The following is a 26,314-nucleotide window of genomic DNA, read 5'->3' as shown; positions in this document are numbered from 1 at the left end:
GCTTTCGTGGAAGTGACATATCAGCAGATGATATACTTCCCGCATGAGGACCGATCCTGCCATCGATACATTGCTGGACCTGGATGGCTCCATCCTCGACCAGGATGGCGGTTATTGGATCAAGATAGAAGCCAGGCGGACGGAAGTGTCGGATGAGATTCCTCACGGCATACGCTACTCGCTGACGCTGCACGAACCGTATGGCAAACGCATCCTCGGTTACGACAATGCGCACATGGTAAAGCCGCCAAAGAAATTCAAATATGCGGGACGCATCGTGGCATTCGACCATAAACACCGGCATCCGTCAGATCAGGGAGTGCCATACGAATTCAAGGATGCGCAGCATCTCATCAATGATTTTTTTGCTGACGTGGACCGCATTTTGCTGGAGGTAAAAAAGCAATGAAACCGATTTTTATTGGCATCATGCCGCAAGAGAAAATCCGCGAACGCGTGCTCGCCATCGCTCGCGGCATATATAAACCGAAGGCGGATGAGCCCAAGGTCTGGTTCACTTCGATCAAATCGCTGGCGGAAGTCCTGAGCGACGAAAACCGGGCGTTGTTGCACGTGATTCTGGAAACGCAACCGGAATCCATCTCTGCATTGGCTGAAACAACGGGTCGTAAACCGAGCAACCTGTCGCGCACATTGAAAACAATGTCCAATTACGGCATCGTGGAATTGAAACGGGAGCGAAATCAAGTTCGCCCCGTAGCCACAGCGACGGAGTTTCGCATAGTTGCTAACTGATTTGCCGGACTGTCAATGTGGCCTGTCATGCGACAGGCCAAAGCCTAGCGCGGGCCGGCAGACGCTCCATGCGCCCATCAAAATGAACACTATCCGGCTGAAACCGGCTACTTGACTCAGGATGAGTATATTATACTGTGTTTATATACAGTATTGAGGTAGATCATGTGGGGCGCCGTCTTACCCGAGTATGCTGAGTTGTACTGCCTGAGCAATTTCAGCTTCCTGCATGGGGCCTCGCATGCGGAAGAGCTGGTGGCGCGCTCCGTGCAGCTCGGTTACAAGGCGCTGGCCATCACGGACGAGTGTTCGCTGGCCGGCGTCGTGCGCGCCCATGCGGTGGCCAAGCGGGCCGGTTTTCACCTGATTATCGGCGCGCATTTTCATTTGAAGCAGGCCGACGGCAGTCCGGGGCCGTCTCTGCTGGCACTGGTGCGCGATATCGATGGTTACGGCAACTTGTCGGAACTGATCACCATGGCGCGCACGCGGGCGGCCAAGGGGTGCTATCTGCTGACGCCCGATGATTTCACCGCGCCTGCGGCGGAGTTTGCCCATTTGCGGGGCTTGCCCGGCTGTTTGATGATCTTGCTGCCCGGCTATGCGGCCGAGGCGGAAACCATGCGCGCGCAGGGTGAGTGGATGGCGTCCACCTTTGGCCGCGAGCGCAGCTGGATCGGCCTGAACCTGCTGCAGCGGGCGCAGGATGACGCGCACCGCGGCGCCGTGCAGGAGGCGGCGCAGGCGCTGGGCTTGTCCGTGGCGGCCGTCGGCCACGTGTGCATGCACGTGCGGTCGCGCAAGCCCTTGCTCGACACCCTGTGCGCGATCCGCGTGGGCAAACCCGTGGGCGAGTGCGGCTATGCGCTGGCGCAAAATGCGGAACAGCATCTGCGCGCGCGCTTGCGCCTGGCCAATGTGTATCCGCCGCAAGCGCTGGCGGAAACCGTACGCATCGCCAAACTGTGCACGTTTTCGCTCGACAGCTTGCGTTATGACTATCCCGTCGAGCTGGTGCCGCACGGCCACACGCCGGCGACGTATCTGCGCGAAGAAACGTATGCGGGCGCGCGCCTGCGCTTTCCGCTCGGTATTCCAGCCAACGTGCAGGAGCAGATCGAACAGGAGCTGGAGCTGATCCGGGATCTTTCCTACGAAGCGTATTTTTTGACCGTCTACGATATCGTGCGTTTTGCGCGCTCGCAAAACATCCTGTGCCAGGGCCGGGGGTCGGCCGCCAATTCGGCCGTCTGCTATTGCCTGCACATCACGGAAGTGGACCCGGCGCGCGGCAATTGCCTGGTCGGGCGCTTCATGTCGCGCGAGCGCAACGAGCCGCCCGATATCGACGTCGATTTCGAGCACCAGCGGCGCGAAGAGGTCATCCAATATATCTACGGCAAATATGGGCGCGAACGGGCCGCGCTGGCGGCCGTGGTGATCAGCTACCGGCCGAAGAGCGCCTTGCGCGACAGCGGGCGGGCGCTGGGAATCGATCTGGCCATCGTGGAAAAAGTGGCCAAGGCGCATCGCTGGTTCGACGGCAAGCGCGATCTGCTGGAGCGCCTGGCCGAATGCGGGCTGGACCCGGAAGCGGAATTGTCGCAGCAATGGGCGGGCCTGGCGCAGCAGCTGCTGGGCTTTCCCCGCCATCTGTCGCAGCATCCGGGCGGCTTTGTCATCGCTCAGGGAAAGCTGTCGCGCCTGGTGCCGATTGAAAACGCGACCATGGCCGAACGCAGCGTCATCGAGTGGGACAAGAACGACCTGGAAGAACTGGGCTTGATGAAGGTCGACGTGCTGGCGCTGGGCATGCTGTCGGCCCTGCGCCGCGCCCTGGAACTGGTCAGTGGGCGGCGCGGCGAGGAATTCCGCCTGCAGGATATTCCCGCCGAAGACCCCGCCACCTACGACATGATGTGCCAGGCGGACACCATCGGCGTATTCCAGATCGAGTCGCGCGCGCAGATGAGCATGCTGCCCCGGCTGCGTCCCCGAGAATTCTACGACCTCGTCATCGAGGTGGCGCTGGTGCGCCCCGGGCCCATCCAGGGCGGCATGGTGCATCCTTATCTGCAGCGGCGCCAGCAGAAAGAGCCGGTCGAGTATCCGAAGGGCCTGGACAAGGCGCTGGGACGCACCCTGGGCATCCCGATTTTCCAGGAACAGGTGATGCAGGTGGCCATCATCGCGGCCGATTTCACGCCCGGCGAAGCGGACCAGCTACGGCGCGCCATGGCGGCCTGGAAACGCAAGGGCGGCATGAACAATTACAAGGAACGCATCGTCGAAACGATGGTCAAAAATGATTATGAACGCAAGTTTGCGGAAGCCATCTTCAGCCAGATCGAGGGCTTTGGCGAATACGGTTTTCCGGAGTCGCACGCGGCCAGTTTCGCGCTGCTGACCTACGCCAGTTCCTGGCTGAAATGCCACGAACCGGCCGTCTTCCTGTGCGCCTTGCTCAACAGCCAGCCCATGGGTTTTTACAGCCCTTCGCAACTGGTGCAGGATGCGCGCCGCCATGGCGTGCAGGTGCTGCCCGTCGACGTGGCCGTCAGCGGCTGGGAGGCGGCGCTGGAAGCGCCGGCAGGGCAGGGCGGGCAGAGTGATGCACCGGCCGTGCGCCTGGGCTTGAATAGCCTGTTCGGCATGCGCGCGCAGGCTGCCCAACGCATCGAGGATGCGCGTGCCATCGCCGCCTTCGTCGATGTGGCCGACCTGGCCCGCCGTGGCGGCCTGGACCGCCATGACTTGCAAGTGCTCGCTGCCGGCAACGCGCTGCATGCGCTGGCCGGGCACCGGCGCGAAGCGCTGTGGCAGGCGGCCGGCGCCGTGCCCGACAGGGACTTGCTGCGCGATACCACGCAAGAGGAAGATTTGCCCGTGCTGGCCGCGCCGACGGAAGGCGAGAGCATCGTCAGCGACTACCGCGCGCAAGGCCTGACCCTGGGCCGCCACCCGCTGGCGCTGTTGCGCAAACAATTGCTGGAACAGCGCTTCATGCCGGCGTCCACGCTGATGACGTACACGAGCGGGCAAGTGGCGCGCGCCTGCGGCATCGTCACCGTGCGCCAGCGTCCGGGCACGGCCAAGGGCGTCATCTTCATGACCCTGGAAGACGAGACGGGCACGGTCAACGTCATCGTCTGGCCCGACTTGGTGGCAAGCCAGCGGCGTGAAGTGCTGAGCGCGCCGCTGCTGGGCGTGTACGGTGTTTGGCAAAGGGAAGGCATCGTGCGCAACCTGGTGGCCAAGCACCTGGTCGATATGTCGCACTTGCTGGGGCGCTTGCGGACCAGCAGCCGCGATTTTTGCTGAGAGTTGCCGGCGGGGAGGGGGCATGGCATTATTTGAATATGACGACACTCCCCGAACCGACACTGCGTCCCGCCCTGGTCGCCGACGCGCCCGCCATCGTCGCCCTGATCGACGACTTGATGCCCTTTTTGACCCTGCACCCGGACGGCGCGGGGGCGGAAAAGTTCATCGAGAACTGCCGCCAGCCCGCCATCGAAGGCTATCTGTCGCTGCCCAATTACGCCTACCAGCTCGCGCATATCGACGGCGAACTGGCCGGCGTGGTGGCCATGCGCGACAACACGCATCTGTTCCACATGTTCGTGCCGCGCGCCCTGCACCGGCGCGGCATGGCGCGCCGTTTGTGGCAGGCGGCCCGCGACGCGTCGCTGGCCAAGGGCGATGTGACGGCCTTTACCGTCAATTCCTCGGCCTATGCCTTGCCCCTGTATCAAAGCCTGGGCTTTGTCGCCACGGGGCCGAAGGTGGAAACGGGCGGCATCGCTTTCGTGCCGATGCGCATGGAATTGTAAAATGGCCAAGGCTGGGGTCAGACCCGGCGGGTCTGACCCCATTTTTTGCTTGCGGGCTTATGACTCTGATGACGGCGTAGAAATTAAGCCAACGGCAAGGACTGGAGACGTACCCAGAGAGGGCATTTTTCCCAGTGGGAAAAATGCCGATCCCGAAGGGAGCGACCTACCATCTGACAATCTTCCCCGGATTCATGATGTTCTTCGGGTCGAGCGCGTGCTTGAGGGCGCGCATGGTGTCGATGGCGCCCTCGCCATGTTCTTCCACGAGGAAAGCCATCTTGTGCATGCCCACGCCATGCTCGCCCGTGCACGTGCCGTCCATGCCGATGGCGCGCGTGACCATGTCGCTGTTGACCTTTTCGGCGCGCGCGATGTCGGCCGGGTCGTCGGGGTCGACCAGCATCTGCACGTGGAAATTGCCGTCGCCCACGTGGCCGATGATGGCATAGACGAGGCCCTGCGCCTCGCAATCGGCCTTGGTGGCGAGGATGCATTCGGCCAGCCGCGAAATCGGCACGCAGCAGTCGGTGGAAATGGCGCGGCTGCCGGGACGCATCTGCAGCAGGGCGAAATACGCGTTGTGGCGAGCAGCCCACAGGCGCGAGCGCTCTTCGGGTCGGCTGGCCCACTCGAAATCGCTGGCGCCATGTTCCGCCGTGATGGCTTGCACCAGCTGCGCCTGCTCGGCCACACTGGCCGGCGTGCCGTGGAATTCAAACAGCAGCAGCGGCTTTTCCGGCAAGGCCATCTTGTCGTAGGCGTTGATGGCTTTCACGCCATTTTCATCGAGAAACTCGACCCGTGCCACAGGAATACCCATCTGGATGGTCTGGATCACGGCGCTGACGGCCTCGCCCGTGCCGGGGAACGAGCACACGGCGGCCGAGATCGCTTCGGGCAGCGGATACAGTTTCACGGTCACTTCCGTAATGATGCCCAGGGTCCCTTCGCTGCCGACAAATAAACGCGTCAGGTCGTAGCCGGCCGACGATTTTTTCGCCCGGGTCCCCGTCCTGATGATGCGCCCGTCGGCCGTGACCACCGTCAGGGCCAGCACGTTTTCGCGCATGGTGCCGTAGCGCACGGCGTTCGTGCCCGAGGCGCGCGTGGCCGCCATGCCGCCCAGCGACGCATTCGCGCCCGGGTCGATGGGGAAGAACAGGCCCGTGTCGCGGATGTCCTCGTTCAACTGCTTGCGTGTCACGCCCGCCTGCACGGTGGCCGTCAAGTCTTCATTGTGCACGGCGACCATGTGATTCATTTGCGACAGATCAATCGTCACGCCGCCATGCAGGGCCAGCACATGGCCTTCGAGCGAGGTGCCGCTGCCGTAGGCGATGACGGGCACGTCGTGCGCGCTGCACAGCTTGACGGCGGCCGCCACTTCCTCGGTGGAATGGGCGAAGATGACGGCATCGGGCAGCATGGGGGGATAGCTCGACTCGTCGCGGCCATGGTGTGCGCGCATGGCTTGCGTCATGGAAAAGCGGTCGGCAAAGATCAGGGAAAGTACGGCAGCAAGAGATTCTGGCAGCGGTTTTTTCAGTACCGCCAACTGGTCAGTTTGATTCACGCAAGTCCTCCGTTTTTTTTATTCTACTCCGCGCCCGGGGATTTCAACGAAGCACTATTTTTGCCAGTTGTAAAAATTTTGCATGGTGCGCCGTGCATAGGTTGTAAATGAGAATCATTTCTATTAAAATGCCCGCCAGTAGTTATTTTGCAATGCATGCTTCCACCCGAAAGGCCATGCCATGAAATTCCCCCTGTCCCTCGCCGCCATCCTGCCCGTCTGCGTGCTGGCGCTGAGCGCCTGCAGCAGCGTCGCTCCGCTGAGTACCACGACTGCGGCATCCGCTACTGTGCAAGACGTGCGCCAGCTGGGCGAGATCGTCGACCTGCGCAGCGGCCAGCGCTTGACTGCCGAGCAATTGCTGGCCCAGCTGGCCGCCGCCCCGCGCCTCATCGTGGGCGAGCAGCATGACCAGCTCAGCCACCACAAGATCGAGCAGTGGCTGCTGCAGCAATTGCAGGGCCAGCGTCCGCAAGGCAGCGTGCTGCTGGAAATGCTGAACCCGGACCAACAAGCGAAGGTGGACAAGGTCAAGCCGTGGCTGCAGACGGACCCCGTCGTGCGCCCCGAACACGTGGCCGAGCTGCTGGCCTGGCAGCCGGGCTGGAAGTGGGCGCAATATGGCGACCTGGTCATGACCGTGATGCGCGCGCCGTATCCCGTCTGGTCGGCCAACCTGGACCGCAGCGAAATCAAGCAACTGTTTGTCGACCAGCCGGCCGTGCAGGGCAAGCATTCGAATCTGGCCAATGATGGCAAGGTGCATGACAAACTCAAAGACATCATCCGCGTCATGCACGACAACCAGATCGATGCGCCGCGCCTGGCCGCCATGCTGTCGGTGCAGCAGCAGCGCGACCGCCGCATGGCCGAGCGCCTGCTGGCCGCGCCCGCGCCCGCCGTGCTGATCGCCGGCGCCTACCATGCGCACAAGGACCTGGGCGTGCCGCTGCATGTGCAGGACTTGACGGGCGGCCCCGCGCCGCTGGTACTGGTCCTCGCCCAGCAGGGCGCCACGGTGCTGGCGCCGCAGGCGGATTTTGTGTGGTACACGCCGGTGGCGGCACCCGCCGTCGCCAGCGCCAAGTAATCCGTTGTAACTCCGCCGGGCGTTCAGCCCGGCACTCCTCCCCAGCAAGCTTCTTCGCAGCAGCCAGGTAGTTTTTCCGATTTTTTTGCATGCGCGTGCGCGCCGTTGGCGCAGCCATGCCTGTTACCTGTTGAAGCTCCCATGCGTATCCTCTGTATCAAAGCCGCCGCCGGCGGCGTGTTTCTTTCCCTGTTCCATGCCACGGCGCAAGCGTCCGCCTTGCCGCACGATATGTCGCCGCTGGGCATGTTCTTTGCCGCCGACCAGATCGTCAAAAGCGTGCTCATCGGCTTGCTGCTCGCCGCGCTGGCCACCTGGGTGGTTTTGCTGGTGAAGGGCGCCAGCTTGCTGCAAGCGCGGCGCGCGGCGGCGCAAGCCGTTGCCATGCTGAAAACGGCCATCTCCTTGCCGGACGCGGCCGTCAAAGTGGAGGGCGCAGGCAGCAATTCGCTGGCGCAGCAGCTGCTGGCCGAGGTGCAGCAGGAACTGAGTCTGTCGCATGCCAGCGCGCCGGCGACGGCCCTGAAGGAGCGGGCCGGGTTTCGCCAGGAGCAATTGATCGCGCACAAGGTACGCAGCATGACGCAAGGCATCGGTTTACTGGCCAGCATCGGCGCCGTGGCGCCGTTCGTCGGCCTGTTCGGCACCGTGTGGGGCATCATGAACAGCTTTATCGGCATCGCCGTCAGCCAGAGCACGAATCTGGCGACCGTCGCGCCCGGTATCGCGGAAGCCTTGCTGGCGACAGCTCTGGGCCTGGTGGCGGCGATACCCGCCGTCGTCATCTACAACGTCTTGAGCCGTGGCATCAATCAGTACAAGGCGCAGCTGCGGGCCGCTTCCGCGCAAGTGCTGCTGATGCTGAGCCGCGACCTCGACCTGCGCCAGCAGGCCTGAGCCATGGCCAGCCTTTTCCCATCGCAGGACGACGACACGGCCGACATGCCGGAATTGAGTGAGATCAATGTCACGCCCTTCATCGACGTGATGCTGGTGCTCTTGATCATCTTCATGGTGGTCTCGCCGCTGGCCACCGTCGACCTGAAGATCGACTTGCCGGCCGCCACGGCCAAGCCCGAGCCGCGTCCCGAAAAACCGGTGTTCGTTTCCCTGAAAGCCGACCACAGCCTGTACCTGGGCGAGTCGCCCGTGGCGCGCGGGCAGCTGGGCAGCCTGCTCGATGCACAGACGGGCGGCGACCGCCAGCGCACGCTGTTCTTCCAGGCTGACAAGCAAGCCGCGTATGAAGACGTGCTGGGCGTGATGGATGCCCTGCGCCAGGCCGGCTATCTGAAAGTGGGCCTGGTGGGCCGGGAGGGCGGGTGAATCCCCGTCCGGTATTGAGCTGGGGCATCGCCACGTCGCTGGTGGCAGCTACCGCACTGTCGCTGCTGCTGTGGATGGCCTGGCAGCCCGTCGCTGTCGCGCCCGCGCAGCCGCCCGCCAGCGTGATGGTCGTATTTGCCGCGCAAGCGATGTCGCCGGAGACGCAACAGGCGGCAGCGGCAGGGGCGCGCCAGTCGGCCGCGTCCAGCGCAGCCCAACCGAAAAAGAGTACGACCAGGCAGCAAGCGCTGCCCGTGCTGGCGCGCGCCGCCGCGCCGCAAATCGTCGCGGCCGAAAAAGAAGCGAAGGCAGAAGCCAGTCCGTCGCCAGATCCCGGCAAGGATGCCGCCAGGGAAGCGTCCATGCAAGCCCAGGCCAGCAGCAGCGCCACGCCGGCGCCAAGTTCGGTGCGCGGTCCGCAGGCGGCGCCGTTCGACAGCGACACGCCGCCCGCCAGCGCTGCGCCCGCCAGCTGGCAAAGCCGGGTGCTCAGCCACCTGGCCCATTTCAAACGCTATCCGGGCGACGCGCGCCAGCGCAAGCGGGCCGGCGCCGCCTGGGTACGCTTCCAGGTGGACCGCGACGGCAAGCTGCTGGCCAGCGAACTGGTCACTTCATCGGGCACGGTGCTGCTCGACCGCGAAGCGCTGCAAGTGCTGCAGCGCGCGCAGCCGCTGCCGGCGCCGCCCGACAAGGTCTTACACCAGGGCACGGTGACCGTCACCTTGCCCGTCTCGTTCAAGCTGGAGCCAGGGCAGGACAAGGCATGAGGATGCCAATTGTATTCATTAAAAATCCAACCATAACAAATCGAGGGTGTATGCATATCAAGACAATGACACGAGCCGTGGGCGTCTGCATGGCGTTGCTGGCGCAGCAGACATGGGCGCAAGAAAGTAGCGACGGCAAGGTGGTGTTTTCGCCGCTGAATGTATCGGGTGAAACGGTTCCGGCGGAACAGCAGGCGCTGGAAAAACCGGGCGCCGTCAGCGCACGCGGCGCGGACACGCGCTTGCAACCCGTGGACCAGATCGTGCGCAGCATGCCGGGCACGTTTACCCAGATCGATCCGGCGCAGGGCGCCGTCAGCGTCAACATCCGCGGCTTGTCGGGCCTGGGCCGCGTCAACATGATGGTCGATGGCGTGAGCCAGAATTACTATGGCAGCGCACCGTCGTCCGTGTCGCACGGCGGCGTGCCCAGCAGCCAGTTCGGCGCCCTGATCGACCCGAACTTCATCATCGGCGTGGACGTGTCACGCGGCAATGTGGTCGGCGGCGATGGCGTCAATGCACTGGCCGGCAGCGCCAACTTCCGCACCATCGGCGTCGATGACGTGGTCTTCGCCGGCGAAAAGGTGGGCGCGCGCACGAAGATGTCGACAGGGAACAACGGTGTCGGACGCAGCGCCATGCTGGCCGTGGCCATGAAAAACCCGGCCTTCGATGGCGGCAGCGTAGGCTTCATGGCCGCCACCAGCGCGAGCGTAATCGGCAACAACTACAAGAATGCGAAGGGCGTCAACAGCGAGGAATTCGGTTTCGGCTACAACCGCTATTACAAGCAAAAACCGAAATCGCAGTTGCTCAAGCTGGATCTCAGATTGAGCGACTTCCACTCGCTGGAACTGTCGGCACGCGATTACCGCAACACGTTTACGCGCCGCGATATCCAGAGTGATGACTACTACGTCAAATATCACTACACGCCGTTTTCGGAATTGATCGACCTCAATGTGGTGGCCAGCAGCAGCCGTGGCAACCAGAAATACATGCCCGAAGCGCTGACCAATTTCATCAACACGAATGCGGCCAACCGCGCCGACGCCTTCGATATCAACAACACCAGCAGCTTCAAGCTGGCCGGCGGCGATGCGATGGTGACGGTGGGCGGCAAGCTGATGCGCAACAAGTACAGCAAGCACGTGGAAAGCCTTGTCGACGACCCGGACAATCCGGATGCGAACCAGCAATCGATTGAAAACAATACCTTCGGCCCCGAGGGCGTGCAAAAGATCAGCAGTCTGTACGTAGGCCTGCAATACAACCGTGGCATGGTTCAGGTCAATGCGGGCCTGAACACCACGCACTTTGATTTGACCGGCCACAAGCCCGCCTGCGATCCGCGCGTGCAGTGTTTCCCGCAAGGGGCGAGCAATATTGCGCTGAAAGAACACGGCATCAACCCTTCGCTGCTCGTTTCCGCGCAAGTGACACCGTGGTTCCAGCCGTTTGCCAGCGCCGAGCGCACCATGCGCGGGCCGAATCCGCAGGAAGTGTTTTTCTCGAATGACGGCGGGGCTTCGATGAACCCGTTTCTGAAGGGCGAGAAAGCGACGACCTATCAGCTGGGCTTCAATTCCAGCCTGCATGGCTTGCTGAGCAAGAATGACGTGCTGAATTTCAAGGCGCTGTATTTCAAGAGCAAGATTGATGGCTATATCACCAGCCAGTCCTTCCTCGTGTGCGACCGCGGCCGCAAGTGCAATATCGCGGAAGTGCTTGCCAATGATTGGCAGAATGTCGATGACTACATGACGAATATGTATATCTACATCAACTCGGCCACGCCCGTGTATTCGCGCGGATGGGAACTGGAAGCGCAATATCATCTGGGACCGGCGTATGCGCGCCTGTCGTACACGCGTGAAACGACGCGCCAGCCCACCTCGATCGCCAGCGCCTGGTTCGGCGCGGCCGACATCAGCGAGCTGCCCAGCACTTATTACAATCTCGACGTGGGCACGCGTTTGCTGGACAATAAAATGGAGATCGGCGCGATCATCAAGCACACGGGGTCGAACCGCCGCTTGTCGCCGGACAACGAAGCTGATGAAGCGACGGGTGAAGTGCTGAAGGCCGACAATCCGAAGATTCCGGCCGTGATCGACTTGTATGCGAGTTACCAGGTGTCGAAAAACCTGTTCCTGCGCCTGTCCGTGCAGAACGCCATGAACAAGGATCTTTCGGAAGCGCTGAACCGCCTGAATTCGATGCCGTCGCAGTCGCAGGACAACACGCCGCTGAGCACGGCGCGAGGCCGAACGTATGTGGCGGGGCTGGAGTACCGCTTTTAGAGCAGACCTCAGCCCCGCGCTTTGGCTTAATTAATACTCGCGCGGTGTCGTGCCGTAGTAACTGTGGATCGAATTGGCCCACGTCTGGTCCGCCATGTTCGGCCAGTTATCGGTATCGAAGCCGGGCGCGTTTTCGATGCGTTCCTTGTCGACGTTCAGGGTGAAGCGCTTGTTGACGGTGTCGAGCAGCAGCGCTTCCCAGGGCACGGCGAACAGTTTTTCGCCGATGGTGAAGACACCGCCGTGCGACATGACGGCATAAGCGATCTTGCCGCTGCGCATGTCGATCATGATTTCCTTGATTTCGCCCAGGTGTTCATCCTTGGCGTTGTGCACATGGTCGCCGATCAGGGTGTCGGCACCCATCAGTTCAGGGCCGGGGCCTTTGTGGCCGCGGTTGACATACATGCCGTAGGCGTCGCGTTCTTCGTAGCTCATGGTGACCTCCTGTTGAAAAATCCCAGTCTGCGGCCAAGGCGCGGCAGGGTCTGTTCGCTCGCCCACACAAAGTATGGAATTGGAAATATTTCAATTCTTGCTATCGGGTAATTTTGTTGTGCGTAGACAGCAGGAGGGGGAGGGATAGTCGGTATTTGGCGCAAATTTCCGCGCGCGGGGGGCGACGCAGGCGGGCTTTAGTGTATAATTTCAATTTCCCGCACGTGCCGTTCGGCACCATCTGCAATGACCAAATTTGTCTTCGTCACTGGTGGCGTTGTGTCCTCCCTTGGAAAAGGGATTGCCGCCGCCTCCCTCGCCGCGATCCTCGAATCGCGCGGCCTTAAAGTCACCATGCTCAAGCTCGACCCGTACATCAACGTCGATCCTGGCACGATGAGCCCTATGCAACACGGTGAAGTATTCGTCACCGACGACGGGGCCGAAACCGACCTCGACCTCGGTCACTACGAGCGCTTCATTTCCACCCGCATGAAAAAGGTGAATAACTTCACCACTGGCCAGATCTATGAATCGGTGATCCGCAAGGAACGCCGGGGCGAATATCTGGGCAAGACCGTGCAGGTGATCCCGCATATCACCAATGAAATCCAGGATTACATCCGCCGTGGCGCCGAAGGCTACGACGTGGCCCTGTGCGAAATCGGCGGCACCGTCGGCGATATCGAATCGTTGCCATTCCTGGAAGCGGCGCGTCAGCTGAGCCTGCGCGCCGGCCGCAAGAACACGGCGTTCGTCCACCTGACCCTGGTGCCGTACATCGCCTCGGCCGGTGAACTGAAAACCAAGCCGACCCAGCACTCGGTGCAAAAGCTGCGTGAAATCGGCATCTTGCCCAACGCCTTGCTGTGCCGCGCCGACCGCGCCATCCCGGAAGACGAGCGCGCGAAAATCTCGCTGTTCTCGAACATCGAGGAAGACGCCGTCATTTCCGTGTGGGACGTCGACACCATCTACAAAGTGCCGCAGATGCTGCACGACCAGGGCCTCGACAAGATCATCTGCGATGCGCTGGACCTCGATCCCGCACCGGCCGACCTGTCGATCTGGAGCAAGCTGATCTACACGATGGAGCACCCGAAGGCGGAAGTGACCGTCGGCATGGTCGGCAAGTATGTCGAGCTGACCGAGTCGTACAAGTCGCTGATCGAAGCGCTGCGCCACGCCGGCATCCACACGGAAAGCCGCGTCAACATCGAGTACATCGATTCGGAAGAAATCGAAACGACCGGTTGCGAGAACCTGGCCAAGTACGATGCCATCCTGGTACCGGGCGGCTTCGGCAAGCGCGGCGTGGAAGGCAAGATCAAGGCGGCCCAGTTTGCCCGTGAGCACAAGATCCCTTACCTGGGCATCTGCCTGGGCATGCAAGTGGCCCTGATCGAATACGCGCGCAACAAGGCTGGCATGCCGAACGCGAATTCGACCGAGTTCGACCTTGATACGGATCAACCCGTCGTTGCACTGATCAATGAGTGGCAAAACCACGATGGTAAAGTCGAGTTGCGCGATGAAAACTCGGACCTGGGCGGTACCATGCGCCTGGGCGCGCAGACCTGCGCCGTCAATCCGGGCACCCTCGCTGCCGAGATCTACGGCAGCGTGGTGACCGAGCGTCACCGCCATCGCTACGAAGCCAATAATCACTACCTGGCCCGTGTCGAAGCGGCTGGCCTGATCGTGTCGGCCCGCACGCCAAGCGAAGATTTGTGCGAAATCATGGAATTGCCACGCACGGGTGAAAATGCCCACCCATGGTATATGGGCGTGCAATACCATCCTGAGTTCAAGTCGACGCCACGCACCGGCCATCCGTTGTTTACCTCGTTCATCAAGGCAGCGCTGGCGCACAAAGAAGCCAACGCCGCTGCGCAATAACGCGGTCGATCACGACAGTATTACCCGTAAGACAGCTCCCGGCCAGATGGTTTCCGCCGGGAGTTTCTTTGCCCCCTTTGTGCAATTGCGCATCAGAACGCAGTGTGCAGCCCCTGTTACGCTTAACTTTGGAGAATGACATGAGTGCTATTGTTGATATTATCGGTCGCGAAATCCTGGACTCGCGCGGTAACCCGACCGTCGAATGCGATGTGTTGCTGGAATCGGGCGTGATGGGCCGTGCGGCCGTACCGTCGGGTGCCTCGACCGGTTCGCGCGAAGCCGTGGAATTGCGCGATGGCGATGCCAAGCGCTACTTCGGCAAGGGCGTGCTGCAAGCATGCGAAAACATCAATACCGAAATCTCCGAAGCCATCATGGGCCTGGACGCCAATGAACAGGCTTTCCTGGACCGTACCCTGATCGACCTGGACGGCACGGAAAACAAATCGCGCCTGGGCGCCAACGCCATCCTGGCCGTCTCCATGGCCGTGGCCAAGGCTGCCGCCGAAGAAGCGGGCCTGCCGCTGTACCGCTATTTCGGCGGTTCGGGCGCCATGCAGATGCCAGTGCCGATGATGAACGTCATCAACGGCGGCGCGCATGCCGACAACAACCTGGACATCCAGGAATTCATGATCATTCCCGTGGGCGCCCCGTCGTTCAAGGAAGCCGTCCGTTACGGCGCGGAAGTGTTCCACACGCTGAAAAAGATCCTGCACAAGAAGGGCCTGAACACCAACGTGGGCGACGAAGGCGGTTTCGCGCCATCGCTGGCCAACCATGAAGAAGCCATCAAGCTGATCATCCAGGCCATCGAAGAAGCGGGCTACGAGCCAGGCACGCAGATCGCCATCGGCCTCGATTGCGCCGCGTCCGAGTTCTACAAGAACGGCAAGTACGAAATGGAAGGCGAAGGCCTGAGCCTGACGGCCACCGAGTTCACCAACCTGCTGGCGACCTGGTGCGACAAGTACCCGATCATCTCGATCGAAGACGCGATGCATGAAGGCGACTGGGACGGCTGGGCGATCCTCACCAAGGAACTGGGCAAGAAAGTGCAACTGGTCGGCGACGACCTGTATGTCACCAACACCAAGATCCTGAAAGAAGGCATCTCGAAAGGCATCGCCAACTCGATCCTGATCAAGATCAACCAGATCGGCACCCTGACGGAAACCTTCGCCGCCATCGAAATGGCCAAGCGCGCCGGCTACACGGCCGTCATTTCGCACCGCTCGGGCGAAACGGAAGATTCGACCATCGCCGATATCGCCGTTGCCACGAACGCCCTGCAGATCAAGACCGGCTCGATGTCGCGTTCGGACCGCATGGCCAAGTACAACCAGCTGCTGCGTATCGAGGAAGACCTGGGCGACATCGCCAGCTACCCTGGCCGCGATGCGTTCTATAATCTGAAGTAAGCTGATGTAAAACCCACTGGCCGGCCGGAGATATCCGGCCGGTTTGTTAACCGACTACCCCATGCGCCTGATTACGCTCGCCCTGGCAGCCCTGCTGCTGCTGATCCAATTTCCCCTCTGGCTGGGTAAAGGCGGCTGGCTGCGCGTTGCCGACATGGAAGCCCAGGTGGCGGTGGCGAATAAAAAGAATATGGAATTGAAGGCGCGCAACGCCAAGCTCGAATCCGAAGTGCGCGACCTGAAAGATGGTACGGGCGCCGTCGAGGAGCGTGCCCGCTATGAGCTGGGCATGGTCAAACAGAATGAGATTTTCGTGCAGATCGTGCGCAAGGGACAAACCCCGCCACTGCTGGAAACGCCGGTGGACGCTGCCGCGCCGCACTAAGCAATACTGCTTCCCGCTTGCCAGCCTGGACCGATTGCCAGGCTGACATGTCATATTGTTACCTTGTTACCCTGTACTGCTGCACACTATTGCCTTGCTGCTTGCTGATCAGAAACGGGCCTTGCCGGTCGAGATCAGGTAGAAATGGATGCCGGTAACGACGACGGCGACGGCGATCAGTGCGGTTTCGAGAAACATCATAAAATTTCCTTTAAATTATTAGTGCTTAGTTAGTGCAAAAAAACGTCCAGGGCCCAGGCGCCAAGCCGAAGACAGTACGAACGTACGGCGAGGCGCAGGCAACGCCGCCCTGGGCGTTTTTTTAACCGCGCGAAGCGAGGAAACGCAGTTCGGCTGCCAGATTCGGCATCAGCTTTTCGTAGCGGTTCGCTTCCGAGTTCAGCAGGGCGAAATCGCGCTTGCTTGGGCGCACATAGCGCTCGTCGTCGGCGCTGGTTGTCGCGGTGGCGATGACTTCCTTCTGGGCCAGTTCGCTGTACGGCTTGGAAGCGAGCAGGGCGCCCAGGAAGGCGCGCGTCGCACGGCCCAGGTTGCTGAAGTAGTTGTCGTTGTCGTTGCTGTAGGTGTTGGTAAAAGTGGACATATGCCCTCCATGAATGGTCTGTTGTTGCATTGCACAATAATGGAGTTGGCGATATATGTCTAATTTCAAATTCCAATTTCAGAAATTCAAGAAACGAATAATAAGGGCGTAGCCGCCGGCCACGCCCTGAAAAAGAATTTGTTACCAAATGTTTATCCGGCGGCGATGCGTCCCAAACCGGGATCGTCGCTGAAAAAGCCGTCCAGTCCCGTCTCGATGTAACGCCGCATTTCCGCCACGGAACCGGCTTCGTTGCGCGCATTCTCGCCATTGCCATCGCGGAAGTCGGCCGCCAGGAAACGGTTTTCCGGGCGGAAGGTCCACGTGTGCAGCAGCAAGCCCGCCTGGTGCGCATCGTCGACGATGGACGAGGGTTTTGCCAGGCGCTGGTCGGCGCCCAGCGGGATGATTGCTCGCGTTGGCGGCCCCACCACGTCCGCGTAGGCGGCGATGTCGCGCAGGCCGGCCGGTGTGGTCATCTGCCCGAACGTCAGCTTTCCGCCCGCCTTGACGACATCCATCGGATGCACGTCGCCGCCCATCACCAGCTGCATCAGGCGCACGTTGGCGCGCCGTCCGAGCTTCTCGCGCAGGTACTTCAGATTCGCCACTTCGAAGGACTGGATTTCGATCGGCGCGCGGCGCGTGTATTCGTGCGCCAGCATGGTCGACAGGAAACGGTCTTCCAGCGCCAGGCCCGCATCGCGGAAGTAGGTCGAGCTTTTCAGCTCCGGCACGAGGCCGATGATGCGGCCGCTGGCGGCAGATTGCGCTGCAACAAAATCGATGATTTCTTCCCAGGTCGGGATCTGGAATTGTCCATCGTACAAGGTGTTGCCGGTGCGGACTTTCGGCAAGCGTTCGATGGCGCGCAGGGTTTTCAGTTCCGCCAGGGTGAAGTCGTCGACGAACCAGCCTTCGTGCCATTCGCCGTCGACCATCTTCTTGCCGCGCCGGCTGGCAAACTCGGGCCGGCGCGCCACGTCGGTGGTGTCGATCAGGTTGCTTTCGTGGCGCGCCACGAGGATGCCGTCGCGCGTGGCGACCAGGTCCGGCTCGACGTAGTCGGCGCCATCGAAGATGGCCTTGGCGTACGACGCCAGGGTATGCTCGGGGCGCAGGGCGCTGGCGCCCCGGTGGGCGAACACGAGCGGGCGGCTCGGGGGCGTGGCCAGCAGGCCGGCGGCAAAGCCCGGTGCTGCCGCCAGGGCCAGGCCGCCCACGGCCGCCTGGACGAAGTTGCGGCGCGAAAAGTGCCGTTGCGGGAGGATGGGTGAGCGCATCAGAAATCCGCCGTCAAGGTCAGGAAGCCCTGGCGCGGGGCAATCGGGAAGGTGTTGTACGTCTTGTCGGCCGCGCCCACCACCACGTTCAGCGCACCTTCGCGGTTGGCCAGGTTGCTGACGTTCGCGCGCCAGCGCGGGTTTTTCAGCCAGCCGGCCATGGCCGGCAGCTTGCCCGACACGCCCAGGCCCATCAGGAAATAGCTGGGGACCGACAAATCGTTGGTGTACGTCGCGTAGCGCTTGCCCACATAGTCTCCCGTCAGTTGCACCTCAATATCGCCAAACGTGGCCGAAGCCACGAACTTGTTCAGCCATTCCGGCGAGCCCGGTACGTTCTTGCCGGCGGTCAAGACCAGCGTGGCGCCATTGTTGTAATTGTCCGCGTACTGCGAGCGGTTGTACGACAGGGCATTGTAGAACGAAAAATTGTTGCCGAAGTGGATAGTACCTGCGATATCGATGCCGTCCGTGCGCACGCTGCCCACGTTGGCCAGCACGGGATTGCCGCCGATGATGGACGAAATCACGGGCGTGGGGCTGATCTGCAGCAAGCGGTTGCTGAAATCGACGTGGTAGACGTTGACCTGACCATCGATGGCCGTGATGGCGCCCAGGCTCAAAGGATGGCTGCCGCGCACGCCCACTTCATAGGTGAGGGCCGTTTCCGGCTTGGCGTCGCGCTTGAACAGATCAAACGCGGCCTGAGTCGACAAGCTCCACGGCGAGGCGCCGCCGCCGCCATAGGTGACGAACTGGCGCATGTTTTTCTGGATGTTGAAGTACAGCTGGTCTTGCGGCGTGAAGTCCCAGCGCGCGCCCACTTGCGGCAAGAACCATTTTTTCGTGTTGATGGTGCCGACCGGCAAGGCCGTCGAGCCGCCCGCGATGGCGCCCAGCGCCGGCTGCACGGGGAATTGACCGTCGGCAAACTGCAGGCTGGACTTGAAACCGGCCTGCAGGGCGATATCGGGGCGGATGCGCCATTCATCCTGCAAGTGCAGTTGCACCACCTTGTTGTCGATCTCGCTGCCGTACTGCGTGATCAAGGGATTGCTGGGGCGGTCATACGGCGAGGTGGGGTTGTTGACGTCGAGCGCATACCAGCGGCGGTAGGCGGACGAGCGGTTCTGTTCCAGCCACAGGCCCGCTTCCAGCTGGTGCTCGCCGATTTCCTTGCGCACGGTGGAAATGAAGCCGCCGCGCTTGATGTCGTATTCCGTGGTGCGCACGGCGTAGCCCGAGTTGCCGAACACTTGTTTCAGGTTCTGTTTCGGGTAGTACACGCTGAACAGTCCCGGCAAGCCGGCCACGCCGATGGGGCCGGCCACCACGCCGGCGCCGTCATCCTTGTGGTAATACACCTGGTTGGACCATGTCATGCCTTCGGACAAGTTTGCGTCGAACTTGGCGTAGGCCAGGTAATCGGTGCGCTGCGCATCGCTGTAGTAATTGCGGTAATTGTTGCCGTCCGCGGCAGGCGTCGCGCCCGTGGGCGACAGGTAATTCAGGGCCGCCTTGAAGTCCGGGTACAGGAAGGGGCGCGTGTACGGTGCGCTCGTTTCGCCCGCCACGTGCACGGTGCTGTCTTCGTTCGGCTCGATCTTGTCCGAGTAATTGAAGAACAGGGTCAGCTTGCCCGCCTCGCTGCGGTTGACGTATTTGGCATTGAACTGGTCGCCGCCCTGGCGCGCATCGAAATCCCAGGCGCGCGCTTCGTGGTGCAGGATGGAAAAGTAGGCGCTGCTGCCGTCGCCGAAAACGCCCGTGTCATAGCGGGCAAACGTGCGCGAGGTGCGGTGGCTGCCCACCGTTTGCTGCAGGCTGGCGCCTTGCGTGGCCAGCGGATCGCTGGAATAGGTTTCGATGGTGCCGCCCAGGTTGCTGGTCGAGGCTGTGGCCAGGTCGCCCGCGCCCGAGGACAGCACGACGCTGCGCACGTTTTCGCTGATGACGGCGCGCTGCGGCGACAGGCCGTTGTAGTTGCCGTACTGCTGGTCGCCCAGCGGCACGCCATCCATGGTGTAACCGAGTTGCTGGCCGGAAAAGCCATGCACGAACAGCGACAGGTTCTGCTCGTTGTTGCCCCATGGATCGGCCGTCTGGAAGCTGACACCAGGCAAGGTTTGCAAGGCTTTCAGGGGATTCGTGCCGGGCAGGATTTTCTGGATTTCATTCTTGCTCAGGGCAACCGAGGAGCGCGTCTTGCGCGAGGAAATCTCCACGGTGGCCATCGGGGCGTTGTCGTCGGCAGCCGGGGCAGCAGCGGCTGCCATGTCGGTAGTGGCGGATGCCACGGCGGCGGCCACGACCGTTTGCGCCAGGGCCGGCAAGCTCAAGCCTGCGGCGCAGGCGCCCAGCAAAACGTGGAAGGAATGGCGGCGCAGGGCCAGCGTCAAGTGGGTGGTCATCATCAGCCTGTGGAGAGTGGGAAGTAATACAAGCTGCGCAGCGTAACGGCGGCGCGTGACGGGCTGATGACGAACTGATGACGGGAAGATGACAGCAGAAACAAAGGCGCCGCCTGAGAGGCGGCGCGAAGAATATTACAATTAGTTAATGCTGGCTGCGGGTGGAATGAGCACCTCGGCCGGCGCATCCGTGATGAACAGCTGCGCGCAATCGACCTTGTCGAATTCGTAATGCTGGCCGCAGAAATCGCAGTTCACACCAACTTGCCCCACTTCTTCCAGGGTGCTGTTGACTTCTTCCTCGCCCAGCATCTTGAGCATATTGCCCACTTTTTCGCGCGTGCAGCTGCAATGGAAGCTCGGGTGCAGCGGATCGAACACGCGGATCGTTTCTTCCCAGAACAAGCGCTGCATCAGGGTATCGATGTCCGTCGACAGGATTTCCGCCTCTTTCAGGGTCGATGCCAGCATCACGGCGCGGTTCCACGTGTCGAGCGCGTCTTCTTCCGACACGGGCGTCGCCTCGGCCTTGCCGCCATGGTGCGGCAGCTTTTGCAGCAGCAGGCCGCGCGAGACGGTGTCGTCCGTGGCCAGCCACAGACGCGTGTCGAGCTGTTCCGAACGCAACATGTAGTTTTCGATCACGGTGGCCATGTCGTCGCCGTCCAGCGGCACGATGCCCTGGTACGGTTGCTGGCCCGGCACCTTGTCGGCCGGGTCCAGGGTGATGATGAAGCGGCCCTTGCCCGTGGCGTTGAGCAATTGCGGCACCGTGGCCACGTCGGGAATGGCGGCGTCCGGGTCCAGCTTGGCCGTGGCGCGCAGGCGCAGGTCGGAATCGCATTCGACCACCATCAGGCGCACGGGACCGTCACCGTGGATTTGCATGATGATGGAGCCGTTGAATTTCAGGTTGGCCGACAGCAGGGCGGCGGCGGCCACCATTTCGCCCAGCACTTTTTTCACGGCCGTGGGGTAGGCGTGGCGCGACACCACTTCCTGCCAGGTGGTCGATACGTCGATGAACTGGCCGCGCACGGCGGCATTGTCGAAAATAAATTTTTGCAGGGTATCCTGGCCGGTGGCGGCTGCGCTGACGGCGCCCGTGGTTTCAGTCGTCATTCTCTTATCCAATCTTCTTGAGTTGCGTATTAAATAGCTGGCCGCGCTGCACATAGTTCACGGCGTTGCCTTGTAGCCTGGTGATATCGTCTGCCGTCAGGGCCCGCACGGCTTTCGCCGGTGAGCCGATGATCAGCATATTGTCGGGAAATTCCTTGCCTTCCGTGACCAGGGCGCCCGCGCCGACCAGGCAGTTTTTGCCGATCTTCGCGCCGTTCAGGATCACGGCCTGGATGCCGATCAGGGCGCCATCGCCGATCGTGCATCCATGCAACATTGCCTGGTGGCCAATGGTCACGTTCCGGCCGATGTCCAGCGGGTAGCCCGGGTCCGTGTGCAGCACGGCGCCTTCCTGCACATTGCTGTTGGCGCCCACGGTGATGCGTTCGTTGTCGCCGCGAATCGTGGCGCCGAACCATACGGACGTATTCGCTTCCAGGGTCACCTTGCCGATCACGTTGGCCGTGTCGGCAACAAAAGCGGAAGCATCAATCTGCGGCGCATCGGCGCCCAATTGGTAGAGTGTCATCGTCAGCCTGTGGCGGTGGTGGAAGCGCCGGGCGCGGCCGGACGCGAAAGTTTTACTGTGTTGCGTACGCTATTTTACGCTGTTGCAAGACAAGTCCTGCCGCCGACCGTCAATCCGGTATAATTATCGAACGGTCGTACTTTTATGTCCATCCTATCTACAGACACAGCATGTGGCGCCATCTGCGCCACTTTCAAGGCAGGCAATCAGATGAAACCCATGAAACTTTCCCGTTCCGAATTCATCAACATCCGCGGCGCCCGCACGCATGTGCGCCACTGGGGCCGCGAAGGCGCGCCCATCCTGTTCATGGTGCACGGCTGGATGGACGTGGCCGCCTCGTTCCAGTTCGTCGTCGACGAGTTGCAAGGCGACTGGCACGTGATCGCACCCGACTGGCGCGGCTTTGGCCTGAGCGACTACACGCAGTCCGATACCTACTGGTTCCCCGACTACCTGGCCGACCTGGACGCCATGCTGCTGCACTATTCGCCGGACGCGCCCGTTAACCTGCTCGGTCACAGCATGGGCGCCAACGTGGCTGGCCTGTACGCGGGCGTGCGGCCCGAGCGCATCAGCCGCTTCATCAACCTGGAGGGCTTCGGCATGATGGCAACAAAACCGGAGCAGGCGCCGGGCCGCTACGCCAAGTGGCTGGATGAATTGCGCGAGCCGCCCGCCATGCGCAGTTATCCCACGCAAAAGGCCGTAGCCGAGCGCCTGCAAAAGACCAATCCGCGCCTGCCGGACGACCGCGCGGCCTTTCTCGCCGAACACTGGTCGGCGCAGAACGAGGCGGGGGAGTGGGACATCATGGGCGACCCGCAGCACAAGCGCGTCAATCCCATCCTGTACCAGGTGGAAGAAGTGATGGCCTGCTGGCGCCGCATCACGGCGCCCGTGCTGTGGGTGGAAGCTATTGAGACGAATATGTGGCAATGGATGGGGCCCAAGGAACAGGCGCGCATCGAGATCGACCGGCGTTTGGCCTGCATCAAGGATGTGCGCTGCGAGATGATGCTGGACGCGGGCCACATGCTGCATCATGATCAGCCGGCGGCACTGGCGCGCCTGGTGGAAGCATTTTTGACCTGATGTGTATCGGGAACGCCGCAGCGCGATTTGACAAGCAGCGTACAATGAAAACTTCTTCCATGCTGAGCCCGTGCAGGGTATTGTTTTCACATGCTTAAAGTCGACCTGCATTGTCATTCGAATATCTCCGACGGCGTGCTGTCACCGGCCGCCGTGGCTGCGCACGCGCGCAAGGCGGGCGTCGATGTGTGGGCGCTGACGGACCACGATGAAGTATCGGGCGTCGCCGCCGCGCGCACTGCCGCGCTGGACCTGGGCATGCGTTTCGTGGCCGGCGTGGAAATCTCGATCACGTGGGCCGGCGAAACCGTGCACATCGTGGGCTTGCAAGTCGATGAAAACAACCCGGGCCTCGTGCAGGGCTTGCACCAGACGCGTTCGGGGCGCGACGCGCGCGGCCGCGAGATTGCCCGCCAGCTGGACCTGGCCGGCATCCCCGACGCCTATGAAGGGGCCTTGAAATTCGTCGGCAACCCGGACCTGATGTCGCGCACGCACTTTGCCCGCTACATCGTGGAAATGGGCAAATGCGCGAATATCCCCGACGTGTTCAAGAAATACCTGTCGGAAGGCAAGCCGGGCTACGTCGAGCACCGCTGGGCCACCCTGGCCGAAGCCGTGGGCTGGATACGCGGCGCGGGCGGCGTGGCCGTTATCGCCCACCCGGGCCGCTACCGCTTCAGCGACATGGCGCAAGGCGTGCTGTTCGATGAATTCAAGCAACTCGGCGGCGCGGCCATCGAAGTCGTCACGGGCAGCCACAGTCCGGACCAGTATCCGGAATACGCGCAGCTGGCCAATGCCTACGGCTTCCTCGCCTCGCGCGGCACGGATTTCCATGCGCCGGGCGAGTCGCGCGTGGATTTTGCCATGTTGCCGCCGTTGCCTGCCAACGTGACCCCCATCTGGCACGACTGGTTTTAGCTGACAGCCAGGCAAATCTGCTGCGCGGCGCGCTTTGCGGCCGGCGATGCTCACCGTACTCCAGTACGGTTGCGCTTCTCGGCCACAAATCACTGCCGCTCGCGACGATTTTCCTGGCTGCCGATGCGCCGTCGTGTCGCTGCTTGAAATCTGCGTTTGCGTGCATATCTTTTTGTTATTCTTGTTATACATAGTCATCTGGAGCCATCGCCCATGAAACGTATCGTCCTTTTTATTGCAACCAACCTGGCCGTGATGCTGGTGCTGTCGCTCGTCCTCAGCTTGTTGGGCGTGGGCAATCCGGCGCGGGGCAGTACCCTGAACCTGGGCAGCCTGCTGGTGTTTTCGCTGGTGGTGGGTTTCACCGGGTCCATCTTTTCCCTGTTGATCAGCAAGCCGATGGCCAAGTGGAGCACGGGCGCGCGCGTGATCGACAACCCGACCTCGTCGACGGAATTGTGGCTGGTCAATACCGTGCGCGCGCTGTCCGAGCGGGCCGGCATCGGCATGCCGGAAGTGGCCGTGTACGAAGGCGACGCGAATGCGTTTGCCACGGGCGCGTTCAAGAATTCGGCGCTGGTGGCCGTGTCCACCGGTTTGCTGCAAAGCATGAACCGCGATGAAGTCGAAGCCGTGCTGGGCCACGAGATCGCCCACGTTGCCAATGGCGACATGGTCACCTTGACCCTGATCCAGGGCGTGGTGAATACCTTTGTCGTCTTCATGGCCCGCGTCGTGGGTTTCTTTGTCGACAATGTGCTGTTGAAAAATAACAACCGCGAAGGCGGCGGGCGCGGCATCGGTTACTTTGTGACCGTGATGGTGTGCGAAGTGATCTTCGGCCTGCTCGCTTCCATCATCGTCGCCTGGTTCTCGCGCCAGCGCGAATTTCGCGCCGATGCCGGTTCAGCCAAGCTGCTGGGCAGCCCCACGCCGATGATGCATGCGCTGGCCCGCCTGGGCGGCGTGCCGCCGGGCGAACTGCCGCAATCGATGCAGGCGCTGGGCATCAGCGGCGGCAATGGCGGCTGGGGCGCGCTGTTCGCCACCCATCCGCCCATCGAAGAACGTATCGCCGCGCTGCGCAGCGTACAATAATGCTAACTTAACAAGCTGGTTCGCCAGAACGCTTACACATGAGTCAATTTTTCCAGATTCACCCTGAGAATCCGCAATTGCGCCTGATCAAGCAGGCGGCCCAGATCATCCAGTCCGGCGGCGTCGTGGCCTTGCCCACGGATTCCTGCTACGCGCTGGTGTGCCAGCTCGACGACAAGGGCGCCGTCGAGCGCCTGCGCCGCATCCGTGGCGTGGATGAAAAGCACCATCTGACCTTGCTGTGCCGCGACTTGAGCGAGCTGGGCGTGTATGCCCGGGTCGACAACCGCCAGTTCCGCCTGCTCAAGGCGGCCACGCCGGGCGCCTACACCTTCATCCTGGAAGCGACCAAGGAAGTGCCGCGCCGTCTCAGCCATCCTTCGCGCAAGACCATCGGCCTGCGCGTGCCGGAGCACCGCATCGTGCAATGCCTGCTGGAAGAGCTGGGCCAGCCGCTGCTGGGCGCGACATTGACCCTGCCCGGCGACGAGGAGAGCCTGACGGATGCCGACACCATCCGCGAACGGCTGGAAAAACTGGTCGACCTGATCATCGACGGCGGCGTCTGCGCGCACGGCCCCAGCACCGTGATCGACCTGACGGGGCCAGAGCCGGAAGTGGTGCGCGTGGGACGCGGCGACCCTGCCGTGCTGGGCTTGTAGAGGGGCATTGCCCACCTGTTGCGGCGCAGCTCTTCATTTGTTCTTAATGACAACGTAAGAAAGGGCCTGGGACGCCTCTGGTAGAATCGCGGTCATGAGCGATTTCAATACGATAGTCCAGACCGTTGCGGTGTATCTGGTGCCGGTGCTGTTTGCCATTTCCCTGCATGAGGCGGCGCATGGCTACGCCGCCCGCTATTTCGGCGACCCCACGGCCTCGAACGAGGGCAGGCTGAGCCTCAATCCGATCCGGCATATCGATCCTTTCGGCACGATCCTGCTGCCGTTGATACTGTATTTCACGATCCAGGTACCGTTCGGCTATGCCAAGCCGGTGCCCGTCGATTTCAGCCGCCTGCGCAATCCGAAGAAACAGATGGCCTGGGTGGCGTTTGCCGGGCCTGGCGCCAATTTCGTCATGGGCCTGGGCTGGATGATCGCCTTTGTCGTGCTCAGCGTGCTGCCGCCGACGGAAATGGGCATGTTTTTCCGCAAGATGGCGGGCGCCGGCGTCAGCGTCAATGCGGCCATGTTCGTCTTTAACCTGATTCCCGTGCCGCCGCTCGATGGCGGACGCATCATGACGGGCTTGCTGCCGATGCAGCTGGCGCGCCCGTACGCCAGCATCGAGCGCTACAGCCTGTATGTGTTCGGCGCCCTGGTGCTGCTGATGTACACGGGCATCCTGAACCGCGCCCTGCTGACGGCGATCGAATTTGTCATAGGCATTTTTGTCACCGTGGTCACGCCCCTGACGGCCCTGTTGACTTGATGCAAGCAACT

24 protein-coding genes are annotated in these 26,314 nt (G+C 61.9%); 17 read left to right on the top strand and 7 right to left on the bottom strand.

Annotated elements, in window-relative coordinates:
* The first annotated feature begins 43 nt into the window (after window positions 1-43).
* The 4 genes from AC1RBA_RS09430 to AC1RBA_RS09415 all read left to right on the top strand — a co-directional run bounded on the left by AC1RBA_RS09430 (window position 44) and on the right by AC1RBA_RS09415 (window position 4,589).
* Window positions 44-409: a toxin-antitoxin system TumE family protein gene (locus AC1RBA_RS09430; protein ID WP_409028062.1), complete on the top strand. Its 366-nt coding sequence runs from the start codon at window positions 44-46 to the stop codon at window positions 407-409.
* On the top strand, window positions 406-756 hold the full coding sequence (locus AC1RBA_RS09425; protein WP_070291776.1) for an HVO_A0114 family putative DNA-binding protein: 351 nt from the start codon (window positions 406-408) through the stop codon (window positions 754-756). The genes AC1RBA_RS09430 and AC1RBA_RS09425 overlap by 4 nt, the downstream gene beginning before the upstream one ends.
* A gap of 165 nt (window positions 757-921) precedes the next feature.
* Window positions 922-4,077: an error-prone DNA polymerase gene (locus AC1RBA_RS09420; RefSeq protein ID WP_492417848.1), complete on the top strand. Its 3,156-nt coding sequence runs from the start codon at window positions 922-924 to the stop codon at window positions 4,075-4,077.
* Between the two features lie 38 nt (window positions 4,078-4,115).
* A complete protein-coding gene (locus AC1RBA_RS09415) occupies window positions 4,116-4,589 on the top strand; it encodes a GNAT family N-acetyltransferase (RefSeq protein WP_230505698.1) in 474 nt (157 codons plus the stop codon).
* A 166-nt stretch (window positions 4,590-4,755) separates the two neighbouring features.
* Here AC1RBA_RS09415 and AC1RBA_RS09410 read toward each other — a convergent pair whose 3' ends face one another.
* Window positions 4,756-6,165, bottom strand: a complete 1,410-nt coding sequence (locus AC1RBA_RS09410; RefSeq protein ID WP_492417846.1) for an FAD-binding oxidoreductase — start codon at window positions 6,163-6,165, stop codon at window positions 4,756-4,758.
* A gap of 181 nt (window positions 6,166-6,346) precedes the next feature.
* On the opposite strand from AC1RBA_RS09410, the gene AC1RBA_RS09405 reads away from it, so the two are divergent.
* From AC1RBA_RS09405 to AC1RBA_RS09385, 5 genes are all read left to right on the top strand, one after another.
* Entirely contained in the window at window positions 6,347-7,255 is a 909-nt protein-coding gene (locus AC1RBA_RS09405) for a ChaN family lipoprotein (RefSeq protein ID WP_492417844.1), read from the top strand.
* A 141-nt stretch (window positions 7,256-7,396) separates the two neighbouring features.
* Window positions 7,397-8,152 (top strand): tonB-system energizer ExbB, encoded by a 756-nt coding sequence (gene exbB, locus AC1RBA_RS09400; protein WP_492417843.1) that lies wholly within the window; start codon window positions 7,397-7,399, stop codon window positions 8,150-8,152.
* A gap of 3 nt (window positions 8,153-8,155) precedes the next feature.
* Complete coding sequence (exbD, locus tag AC1RBA_RS09395; protein WP_070291781.1) at window positions 8,156-8,581, top strand: TonB system transport protein ExbD; 426 nt, start codon at window positions 8,156-8,158, stop codon at window positions 8,579-8,581.
* Complete coding sequence (locus AC1RBA_RS09390) at window positions 8,578-9,351, top strand: energy transducer TonB family protein (protein ID WP_492417841.1); 774 nt, start codon at window positions 8,578-8,580, stop codon at window positions 9,349-9,351. Before exbD ends, AC1RBA_RS09390 begins: the two co-directional genes overlap by 4 nt.
* 50 nt (window positions 9,352-9,401) lie before the next feature.
* On the top strand, window positions 9,402-11,657 hold the full coding sequence (locus AC1RBA_RS09385) for a TonB-dependent receptor domain-containing protein (protein ID WP_492417839.1): 2,256 nt from the start codon (window positions 9,402-9,404) through the stop codon (window positions 11,655-11,657).
* A 30-nt stretch (window positions 11,658-11,687) separates the two neighbouring features.
* Here the strand turns inward: AC1RBA_RS09385 and AC1RBA_RS09380 are convergent, their stop codons facing one another.
* Entirely contained in the window at window positions 11,688-12,095 is a 408-nt protein-coding gene (locus AC1RBA_RS09380) for a PRC-barrel domain-containing protein (protein WP_070221439.1), read from the bottom strand.
* A gap of 246 nt (window positions 12,096-12,341) precedes the next feature.
* Between AC1RBA_RS09380 and pyrG the strand changes: the two genes are divergently transcribed.
* The 3 genes from pyrG (at window position 12,342) to ftsB (ending at window position 15,803) form a co-directional block, all read left to right on the top strand.
* On the top strand, window positions 12,342-13,994 hold the full coding sequence (gene pyrG / locus AC1RBA_RS09375; protein ID WP_070221438.1) for a CTP synthase: 1,653 nt from the start codon (window positions 12,342-12,344) through the stop codon (window positions 13,992-13,994).
* Window positions 13,995-14,134: 140 nt separating this feature from the next.
* Entirely contained in the window at window positions 14,135-15,418 is a 1,284-nt protein-coding gene (gene eno / locus AC1RBA_RS09370; protein WP_070260371.1) for a phosphopyruvate hydratase, read from the top strand.
* 61 nt (window positions 15,419-15,479) lie between these two features.
* Window positions 15,480-15,803 carry a cell division protein FtsB gene (gene ftsB, locus AC1RBA_RS09365; protein WP_035821182.1) on the top strand — a complete coding sequence of 108 codons (324 nt, stop codon included), beginning with the start codon at window positions 15,480-15,482 and terminating at the stop codon, window positions 15,801-15,803.
* Between the two features lie 322 nt (window positions 15,804-16,125).
* Here ftsB and AC1RBA_RS09360 read toward each other — a convergent pair whose 3' ends face one another.
* From AC1RBA_RS09360 to AC1RBA_RS09340, 5 genes are all read right to left on the bottom strand, one after another.
* The gene (locus tag AC1RBA_RS09360) at window positions 16,126-16,407 is read right to left on the bottom strand and encodes a hypothetical protein (RefSeq protein ID WP_058049567.1); all 282 of its coding nucleotides are present in this window, start codon (window positions 16,405-16,407) and stop codon (window positions 16,126-16,128) included.
* 152 nt (window positions 16,408-16,559) lie between these two features.
* On the bottom strand, window positions 16,560-17,690 hold the full coding sequence (locus tag AC1RBA_RS09355; RefSeq protein ID WP_492417837.1) for a glycerophosphodiester phosphodiesterase: 1,131 nt from the start codon (window positions 17,688-17,690) through the stop codon (window positions 16,560-16,562).
* Window positions 17,690-20,104, bottom strand: a complete 2,415-nt coding sequence (locus tag AC1RBA_RS09350; protein ID WP_492417835.1) for a TonB-dependent receptor — start codon at window positions 20,102-20,104, stop codon at window positions 17,690-17,692. Before AC1RBA_RS09350 ends, AC1RBA_RS09355 begins: the two co-directional genes overlap by 1 nt.
* Window positions 20,105-20,242: 138 nt before the next feature.
* Complete coding sequence (gene hslO, locus AC1RBA_RS09345; protein WP_070291788.1) at window positions 20,243-21,223, bottom strand: Hsp33 family molecular chaperone HslO; 981 nt, start codon at window positions 21,221-21,223, stop codon at window positions 20,243-20,245.
* Window positions 21,224-21,227: 4 nt separating this feature from the next.
* Window positions 21,228-21,752 carry a gamma carbonic anhydrase family protein gene (locus AC1RBA_RS09340; protein WP_070291789.1) on the bottom strand — a complete coding sequence of 175 codons (525 nt, stop codon included), beginning with the start codon at window positions 21,750-21,752 and terminating at the stop codon, window positions 21,228-21,230.
* A 219-nt stretch (window positions 21,753-21,971) separates the two neighbouring features.
* Between AC1RBA_RS09340 and AC1RBA_RS09335 the strand changes: the two genes are divergently transcribed.
* The 5 genes from AC1RBA_RS09335 (at window position 21,972) to AC1RBA_RS09315 (ending at window position 26,303) form a co-directional block, all read left to right on the top strand.
* Window positions 21,972-22,847, top strand: coding sequence for an alpha/beta fold hydrolase (locus tag AC1RBA_RS09335; RefSeq protein ID WP_492417832.1), 876 nt, complete (start codon window positions 21,972-21,974; stop codon window positions 22,845-22,847).
* A gap of 90 nt (window positions 22,848-22,937) precedes the next feature.
* On the top strand, window positions 22,938-23,771 hold the full coding sequence (locus AC1RBA_RS09330) for a 3',5'-nucleoside bisphosphate phosphatase (protein WP_492417830.1): 834 nt from the start codon (window positions 22,938-22,940) through the stop codon (window positions 23,769-23,771).
* Between the two features lie 213 nt (window positions 23,772-23,984).
* Entirely contained in the window at window positions 23,985-24,869 is an 885-nt protein-coding gene (gene htpX / locus AC1RBA_RS09325) for a protease HtpX (RefSeq protein WP_492417828.1), read from the top strand.
* Between the two features lie 38 nt (window positions 24,870-24,907).
* The gene (locus AC1RBA_RS09320) at window positions 24,908-25,531 is read left to right on the top strand and encodes an L-threonylcarbamoyladenylate synthase (protein ID WP_492417826.1); all 624 of its coding nucleotides are present in this window, start codon (window positions 24,908-24,910) and stop codon (window positions 25,529-25,531) included.
* Between the two features lie 94 nt (window positions 25,532-25,625).
* Window positions 25,626-26,303, top strand: coding sequence for a site-2 protease family protein (locus AC1RBA_RS09315; RefSeq protein WP_070221427.1), 678 nt, complete (start codon window positions 25,626-25,628; stop codon window positions 26,301-26,303).
* Window positions 26,304-26,314: the final 11 nt, after the last annotated feature.

It is taken from the genome of Janthinobacterium sp. GW823-FHT03B06 (assembly GCF_058796955.1).
The sequence above is the reverse complement of the archived record's forward strand: the minus strand, read 5'-3'. Positions and strand labels throughout refer to the sequence as shown.